This is a genomic window from Nostoc sp. (genome assembly GCF_036917355.1).
In the GTDB taxonomy this organism is placed as follows: Bacteria; Cyanobacteriota; Cyanobacteriia; order Cyanobacteriales; family Nostocaceae; genus Nostoc.
This window is the reverse complement of record NZ_JBALDP010000111.1, coordinates 241,863-248,253: the sequence shown is the minus strand read 5'-3', so window position 1 is coordinate 248,253 and position 6,391 is coordinate 241,863. Positions and strand designations below refer to the sequence as shown.

Here is a 6,391-nt window from a genome sequence, read left to right as displayed (position 1 = left end):
ATAGTTTAGGGGTTGCCCTACGCAAAAATAGCTCGATGCCAGGTCTCATAATTCATACAAAAAGCCCCATCCTTTCAAAGCTTGGGGCTTTTTGTATGAATTATGAGAATCGTGAAGTTTTAAGTTTTAACTGTGCCAGTAAGCTAATCGTCATTCATTTTTTCAGAATGATTCTCTCGTAGTAAGGGCTTCAGCCCTGCTTTTATGCAACTTAAATGCCGATTAGCTTATTTACCATATACAGGTTGATTAAAAAATTGAGTTATTTGCCCAAGAATCGACTAGATAAGACTTTTAACTTCTAAAAATAAATTTAGACATAGCAACTGCGTTACCAGTACCAGAAACTGTCGAAATGACCCTTGTTAAGAGCCAAACTTAATTATTTTAGAGAATTAGGCTTGTTATATCAGTACAGCATTAGGGAGAAATTAACTGTCACTAAAAATCTGCTAAAATTCATGATTCTTAATGATGTCAGCTACACGATGAAGCTGACAGAAGTCCCATAATCTAATAGGCTGATCTTAAAGTGGTTATTTTTAACCAAGTTTACATGCACAATAAGGTAGGCTTCGTTGTGCATCACATTTGGATGACTCTGTGTAACATGTTGCCTATTTTCTATCATCACTTAGTCGTTAATAACTAGCTATTAATATAAAAAATGCCCATTAAAATCGTTCAGAACTTTGATGGAAGTTTCACTCTTGAAGCACAAGCTCAAGAAAATCTATTCAGTTTATTGACAAGTGTTGCTTTCTTGAAGCAAATTTGTCAACAGTTGGGATGTGAGCAACTTAAATTTACAGAATTGCTTTTCCAGCCAGTTCCTTATAGCTTAACTACTACTAAAGGAATGCCAGCGGAATTTGAAAAATATCATGAATCTGATGAATATGTCATCATTAATGTGCCACCAAATTTCATGTTTAGTGCTAAGATTTTTAAACCGAGTCGCCTTTGTGCAATTTACCAAAAATTGAGTAATGAATAATTTTAATTTTAAAGATAATTTTTTTCTAATTCGCAATTTTAAATTTTGAAGGCAAATAGTAAGTTTGATATTTGATGTATGGCTTCTGAAACAAATCTTTCTTCTTTGGCAACTCTGGAATATATACCTTATATAGACGAGCGCGGCCAACTACCCGAACAATTTCAGGGTAAAATCGGAGTATATGCGATCTTTGACCAAGAAAAAGTGCTGCAATTTGTAGGATACTCTCGTGATGTTTATCTCAGCCTCAAACAGCATTTAGTTCGTCAGCCACAGCAATGCTATTGGGTTAAAGTTCAAACTATTGAACGCCCTAGTCGCACAATTTTAGAAAATACTGAAAATGCTTGGATTACTGAAAATGGCAGTGTGCCTTGGGGTAATGGGGATCAAAAAGAAAAATGGACTCATCCCATTGATGTCAAAGTTGTAATGACACCTGAAGAACAGGCAAGTTATCAAAATCCAGCTAATGATGAATTAGCACAAATAAAAGTTCTTAAAAATGTGGCACGCAGAGTAGAAGCAGAAATTTCAACGCAATTGTTAGAAGTGCGCGGTTTGCAAATGCAGATTCGCTTCAATCCTAAATTGAAAGAAGAAGGATTATTAGATTTGAAATGAAGGTAGTTTTGGGGAAAACTATCTTATGAATATCGCTTGTAATCTCCCATGACAATACAGCTGTTGAACGATCGCTATCAAGTTATCCGCACACTGGGTGCTGGTGGGTTTGGTGAAACCTATCTAGCAGAAGATACCTATATGCCCTCAAAGCGCCGTTGTGTGGTTAAACAGCTAAGACCGATTCACAACAATCCCCAAATTTACCAGTTAGTACAAGAGAGGTTTCAACGCGAAGCAGCTATTTTAGAAGAACTCGGTGGCGCAAATGACCAAATTCCAGCATTATACGCCTACTTCTCTTCAGGTGGACAATTTTACTTAGTTCAAGAATGGGTTGAAGGCGATACTTTAACTGGAAAAGTTCAGAAGCAGGGGCTATTTAGTGAAGGCGCTATCCAGGAATTGTTTATGAATTTATTACCTGTCCTGGATTACGTTCACTCTAAACATATCGTTCACCGCGATATTAAGCCAGATAATATTATTGTGCGTCATCGGGATGCTAAACCAGTGCTGATTGATTTTGGTGCTGTGCGGGAGTCAATGGGAACAGTCGTAAATTCTCAAGGCAATCCTACCAGTTCGATTGTGATTGGTACACCTGGCTATATGCCGAGCGAACAAGCCGCAGGTAGACCTGTTTATTCTAGTGATTTATACAGTTTAGGAATGACGGTAATTTATTTACTGACTGGTAAACAGGCACAACAACTAGAAACTGATTCCCAGACGGGTGAAATTGTCTGGCGGCAATATGCGAGTCATGTTAGCCCAATTATGGCACGAGTAATCGATCGGGCGATCGCATATCATCCGCGCGATCGCTATCCCACAGCTAGAGCAATGCTGGATTCTTTGCAGAGCATAGCAAATCCAATTCCACCGACACAACCCCTGTTGACTCAATCAACTGTAGTTTCTGCACCGTCACCTCAGACAGTACCTGTCAAACCACAGCCTAGCCCTCAAAGTAGTCATAGTCAGAATAATATTCTCATGGGCAGTTTGATTGCAGGCGGGTTAATTGGTGCATCTGTGATTATTAGTCAAGTGTTATCAAAATCTTCTCAACCTACAGCAGAAAAAACGGTATTACCTTCAGAAACACCGTCAAATGTTACAAGTCCAGTGATAGAAACTCCCACATTGAGACCAACGACCCCATCTGTTCCAACTCAATCACCTTCCTCGACTACATCAATACCCCCAGTTGATACCACGACTCTCAACAATAATTATTTCTGGCTTTCTCAAAGACTTGTAACTGATGCAGATTTGGATGGTAAAAGCGGTTTTGAACTCGATATTATGCGAAATTCGATTTTTGCCAGTCATGGCCGCCGTTTTGATAATATTGAATTGCAAAATTACTTTAATAACCAACTTTGGTATCGTCCTATATATTCACCAAAGACATTTCCAGCTAAATTGCTGACAAAATTAGAGCAACAGAATGTAGAACATATTAGCGAATATCAGGTTAAGACTGGGTTAAGATACTTTAAATAATTAAGTTTTTCATCATTAAGGAGTAAAGGCTGAGGAGAATAACCAGTACTTTTCTACAAAAGCTGTGCTAACAGCAAAATCTCACAGTGAGTAGTTGGACAAAGTTGATTATAAAAACCGGAGAATTATTCAGTACAAGTGCCCCTTGTTCTTGTATAAGTCCTTGTATTAGTTTTGGCTTATGAATCGATTTATTGCTACTTATTAGATAATATCTAGGTTAGCTAGTGTAGTATATCAGACAAAATTAGGAATATTCAATACCCTAAAATCGAAAGATATTAGGGGCTAATCCTAGCGAAATGTATGTGGGGTCAGAAGAAAACTGTATTTGTGTGTCATAAACTACATCTTTAGATACTAGTCAGTTTCCGAACCAGGCATTTATATTTAATATATAAAATTGCTATCTGCAAGATTAGAAATCCATAAGTTAAAGAAATGCCATTTTTATATTTTCTTTGTTATTTTGTATTTAACGGGACAGTTCTTCATGATTTGGTGGGCTTAAATAACAATTAGTTAAACCATTTCTCTTCCCAAAGATGCATGTAAATTGTTTGCAGAATGCTTACTTTGCTTCTTAATCTACAAGCACAGTACAAATTGACTAAACATATTACATGGTGATATTCTCAGTCGGCAAATAGTTCATATTCACAAGGAAAACCTTGCCTAAAACTATGCTTAAAACACAGAACCAACGTATTTTTCTCTCTGCTTTTATTAAACCTTTGGAAGAAAAGAATCAAATAGGTAGTAAAAAGCAATTTGCTCAACCAAAATTAGATTTACTGCAACCATTACGTCAATGGCTCGACAAAATTGAGATTCAAAATCGGAAATTAGCTAAATTTATTGCTAAACTAATTCCCGCCCAGTGTCCATTCGAGCGCGATATCATGCTTTTTGGTCGTAAAATAGCTCATATTCCGCCAATGTGTAAACTGAATCCGCTTTATAACGAACTTGTCTACTTGCGTTTTCGCGCTTTGTGTTATCTAGTAGATCAGTGTGGAGAGGATATTCAATCTTACTGCTGAATATAATGAGAAAAAACCAATATGGAAATTAAAATTGAGCAGCAACTTAAGACTTGAATATCTCAATGAATTAGGTGTATTTAAATGGGAAATTTGGAAAAAGGAAGTTTCAAAATTCCCTTGGACTTATGATTCTCAAGAAACTTGCTATTTTTTGGAAGGTGACGTGCTTGTTACTCCTGATGGCGGAGAACCAGTGCAAATGGGTAAAGGCGATTTAGTGATTTTTCCCGCTGGTATGTCCTGTACATGGGAAATTACAAGGAACGTAAAAAAGCATTATTACTTCGAGTAGTCAAAAATCAAAATTGAGCGACTTTTTTTCTTGGTTATCCAGAAAGACAACATTTCATAAATCAATTTTGATTACTATTATGGAAGCTTACCGACGAGTATCGTAGGATAAAATGGCAGAATCGGCAAATTGTTTATATCTATCTCTGTCAAAACTCGTTGCGACTCCATTACATAAACAATATTCGTAGAAATAGATCGTTTAATTCTCTCCAAATCTGGCAGTAAACAAAGATCCCCGACTTCGCAAAAGTTGTCGGGGATTTTGTGCGATCGCCACCACAGAAAATCTAGAGAGTTCATAATCATGTTAGTGGGAGTTTAGCAAAGAAAGGTTTCGTCCCACCGCAATTTTATTGAGGAAAATCATTAACAATGTTACTGCATTTAAGTACTTGGCAAGAAGTCGAAGCTTATTTACAACAGTCAAAAGGCATAATTTTCCCTATTGGTTCCACAGAACAACATGGGCCAACGGGGTTAATTGGTACTGATGCTATTTGTGCAGAAGCGATCGCAGCTGGTGTAGGTGATGCAACTCAAGCGATCGTTGGGCCTACAATCAATGTGGGGATGGCACTACATCATACTGCTTTTCCTGGCTCAATCAGTCTGCGTCCCAGCACTTTAATTCAAGTAGTGCGAGATTATGTAACTTGTTTAGCCAAAGCTGGTTTTAGCAAGTTCTACTTTATTAACGGACACGGCGGTAATATTGCCACCCTGAAAGCTGCTTTCTCCGAAACTTACGCGCATTTAGAAGATTTGCAGATTGCCAATGCTCAACAGGTGCAATGTCAAGTGGCAAACTGGTTTATGTGCGGTTCTGTATATAAGCTAGCTAAAGAATTATATGGGGATCGAGAAGGTTCTCATGCAACGCCAAGTGAAGTAGCCCTCACCCAGTACGTTTATCCAAATGCGATTAAGCAAGCATATCTTTTACCAGAAGTAGCAAGCGGACATCGAATTTATAGCGCTGCTGACTTTCGAGTGCGTTATCCAGATGGACGCATGGGATCAAATCCGGCTTTAGCAACGCCTGAACATGGTAAGCAATTTTATGATTTAGCAGTGAAAGAACTTAGCAATGGATATTTGGAATTTGTGAACGCAGAATAAAACTCATGAAAAGACATTGTAGAGATGCGGTTAAAATCGTGTCTCTGCATAAAATATCTTGAGAAAGGTTATTAAACATCTGGTGAAATTAAATATGCGTTATCAGAATATTTCGACTTTGCGATCGCTCAAAATGCCAGCGTAGCGACGATACACCGTGCAGTTCAACGATTGAAATTGACGACTAAAAAAAACTCTCGATGCCAGTGAGCAAGATAGCCCGCGAGTCAAACAGATGCGCTTTGAGTATAGGGATTGGGTTTTGGGTGTTGAACCTCACAATTTAATATTTGTAGACGAGTCTGGTTTGAACTTAGGCATAACCCGAATCTATGGTCGTGCACTACGTGGTGAGAGGTTGTACGACTCTTGCCCTAAAAATCGAGGACAAAACATATCATTAATCGGGGCACTAAGTATGGACAGACTAATTGCTACTATGAGCATTCCTGGTAGTGTTAACACCGATGTATTTCTGACCTATGTTCAAGAGGTTCTTGCACCTCAGTTGTGGATGGGAGCAGTCGTAATAATGGATAATTTGTCAGTGCATCACGCGCAGATTATTCAAGATCTGATTGAATCTGTTGGCGCAAAGGTAGTCTTTTTATCTCCTTATTCGCCTGATTTGTCTCCGATTGAATTTGAAGAGTCAAAACTTAAGCAGTGTTTGCGTGCAGCAAAAGCTCGAACTTACGAAGCGCTTAATCAAGTGTTAACCCAAATTATTAATCAGCAAATCTCGTCTGATGATGCTTGGGGCTGGTTCGCTCACTGTGGTCTATTCATATGAAAA

General features: G+C 38.1%; 7 protein-coding genes and 2 pseudogenes. 8 read left to right on the top strand and 1 reads right to left on the bottom strand.

The window, feature by feature from the left end:
- The 6 genes and pseudogenes from V7K53_RS33955 to V7K53_RS33930 all read left to right on the top strand — a co-directional run.
- Positions 1-182: hypothetical protein (locus V7K53_RS33955; RefSeq protein ID WP_335201816.1), on the top strand; the 182-nt coding region annotated here is incomplete at its 5' end.
- 485 nt (positions 183-667) lie between these two features.
- Positions 668-997 (top strand): hypothetical protein, encoded by a 330-nt coding sequence (locus V7K53_RS33950; RefSeq protein ID WP_335201815.1) that lies wholly within the window; start codon positions 668-670, stop codon positions 995-997.
- Between the two features lie 78 nt (positions 998-1,075).
- On the top strand, positions 1,076-1,624 hold the full coding sequence (locus V7K53_RS33945) for a GIY-YIG nuclease family protein (protein ID WP_335201814.1): 549 nt from the start codon (positions 1,076-1,078) through the stop codon (positions 1,622-1,624).
- Between the two features lie 48 nt (positions 1,625-1,672).
- On the top strand, positions 1,673-3,136 hold the full coding sequence (locus V7K53_RS33940; protein WP_335201813.1) for a protein kinase domain-containing protein: 1,464 nt from the start codon (positions 1,673-1,675) through the stop codon (positions 3,134-3,136).
- A gap of 683 nt (positions 3,137-3,819) precedes the next feature.
- Positions 3,820-4,179, top strand: a complete 360-nt coding sequence (locus V7K53_RS33935) for a Mo-dependent nitrogenase C-terminal domain-containing protein (RefSeq protein ID WP_335201812.1) — start codon at positions 3,820-3,822, stop codon at positions 4,177-4,179.
- Between the two features lie 21 nt (positions 4,180-4,200).
- Positions 4,201-4,474: pseudogene (locus V7K53_RS33930) on the top strand (cupin domain-containing protein).
- Between the two features lie 77 nt (positions 4,475-4,551).
- On the opposite strand, the gene V7K53_RS33925 reads toward V7K53_RS33930, so the two are convergent.
- Positions 4,552-4,776, bottom strand: a complete 225-nt coding sequence (locus tag V7K53_RS33925; protein WP_335201810.1) for a hypothetical protein — start codon at positions 4,774-4,776, stop codon at positions 4,552-4,554.
- 72 nt (positions 4,777-4,848) lie between these two features.
- On the opposite strand from V7K53_RS33925, the gene V7K53_RS33920 reads away from it, so the two are divergent.
- Both V7K53_RS33920 and V7K53_RS33915 read left to right on the top strand, forming a co-directional pair.
- Positions 4,849-5,595: a creatininase family protein gene (locus V7K53_RS33920; RefSeq protein WP_335201809.1), complete on the top strand. Its 747-nt coding sequence runs from the start codon at positions 4,849-4,851 to the stop codon at positions 5,593-5,595.
- 220 nt (positions 5,596-5,815) lie between these two features.
- A pseudogene (locus V7K53_RS33915) lies at positions 5,816-6,388 on the top strand (IS630 family transposase); the annotation flags it as partial.
- Between the last annotated feature and the right edge of the window lie 3 nt (positions 6,389-6,391).

Coding starts and splice junctions, on each gene's coding strand:
- V7K53_RS33950 (WP_335201815.1), top strand. CDS start 668: ATGCCCATTAAAATCGTTCAGAACTTTGATGGAAGTTTCACTCTTGAA.
- V7K53_RS33945 (WP_335201814.1), top strand. CDS start 1,076: ATGGCTTCTGAAACAAATCTTTCTTCTTTGGCAACTCTGGAATATATA.
- V7K53_RS33940 (WP_335201813.1), top strand. CDS start 1,673: ATGACAATACAGCTGTTGAACGATCGCTATCAAGTTATCCGCACACTG.
- V7K53_RS33935 (WP_335201812.1), top strand. CDS start 3,820: ATGCTTAAAACACAGAACCAACGTATTTTTCTCTCTGCTTTTATTAAA.
- V7K53_RS33925 (WP_335201810.1), bottom strand. CDS start 4,776: ATGAACTCTCTAGATTTTCTGTGGTGGCGATCGCACAAAATCCCCGAC.
- V7K53_RS33920 (WP_335201809.1), top strand. CDS start 4,849: ATGTTACTGCATTTAAGTACTTGGCAAGAAGTCGAAGCTTATTTACAA.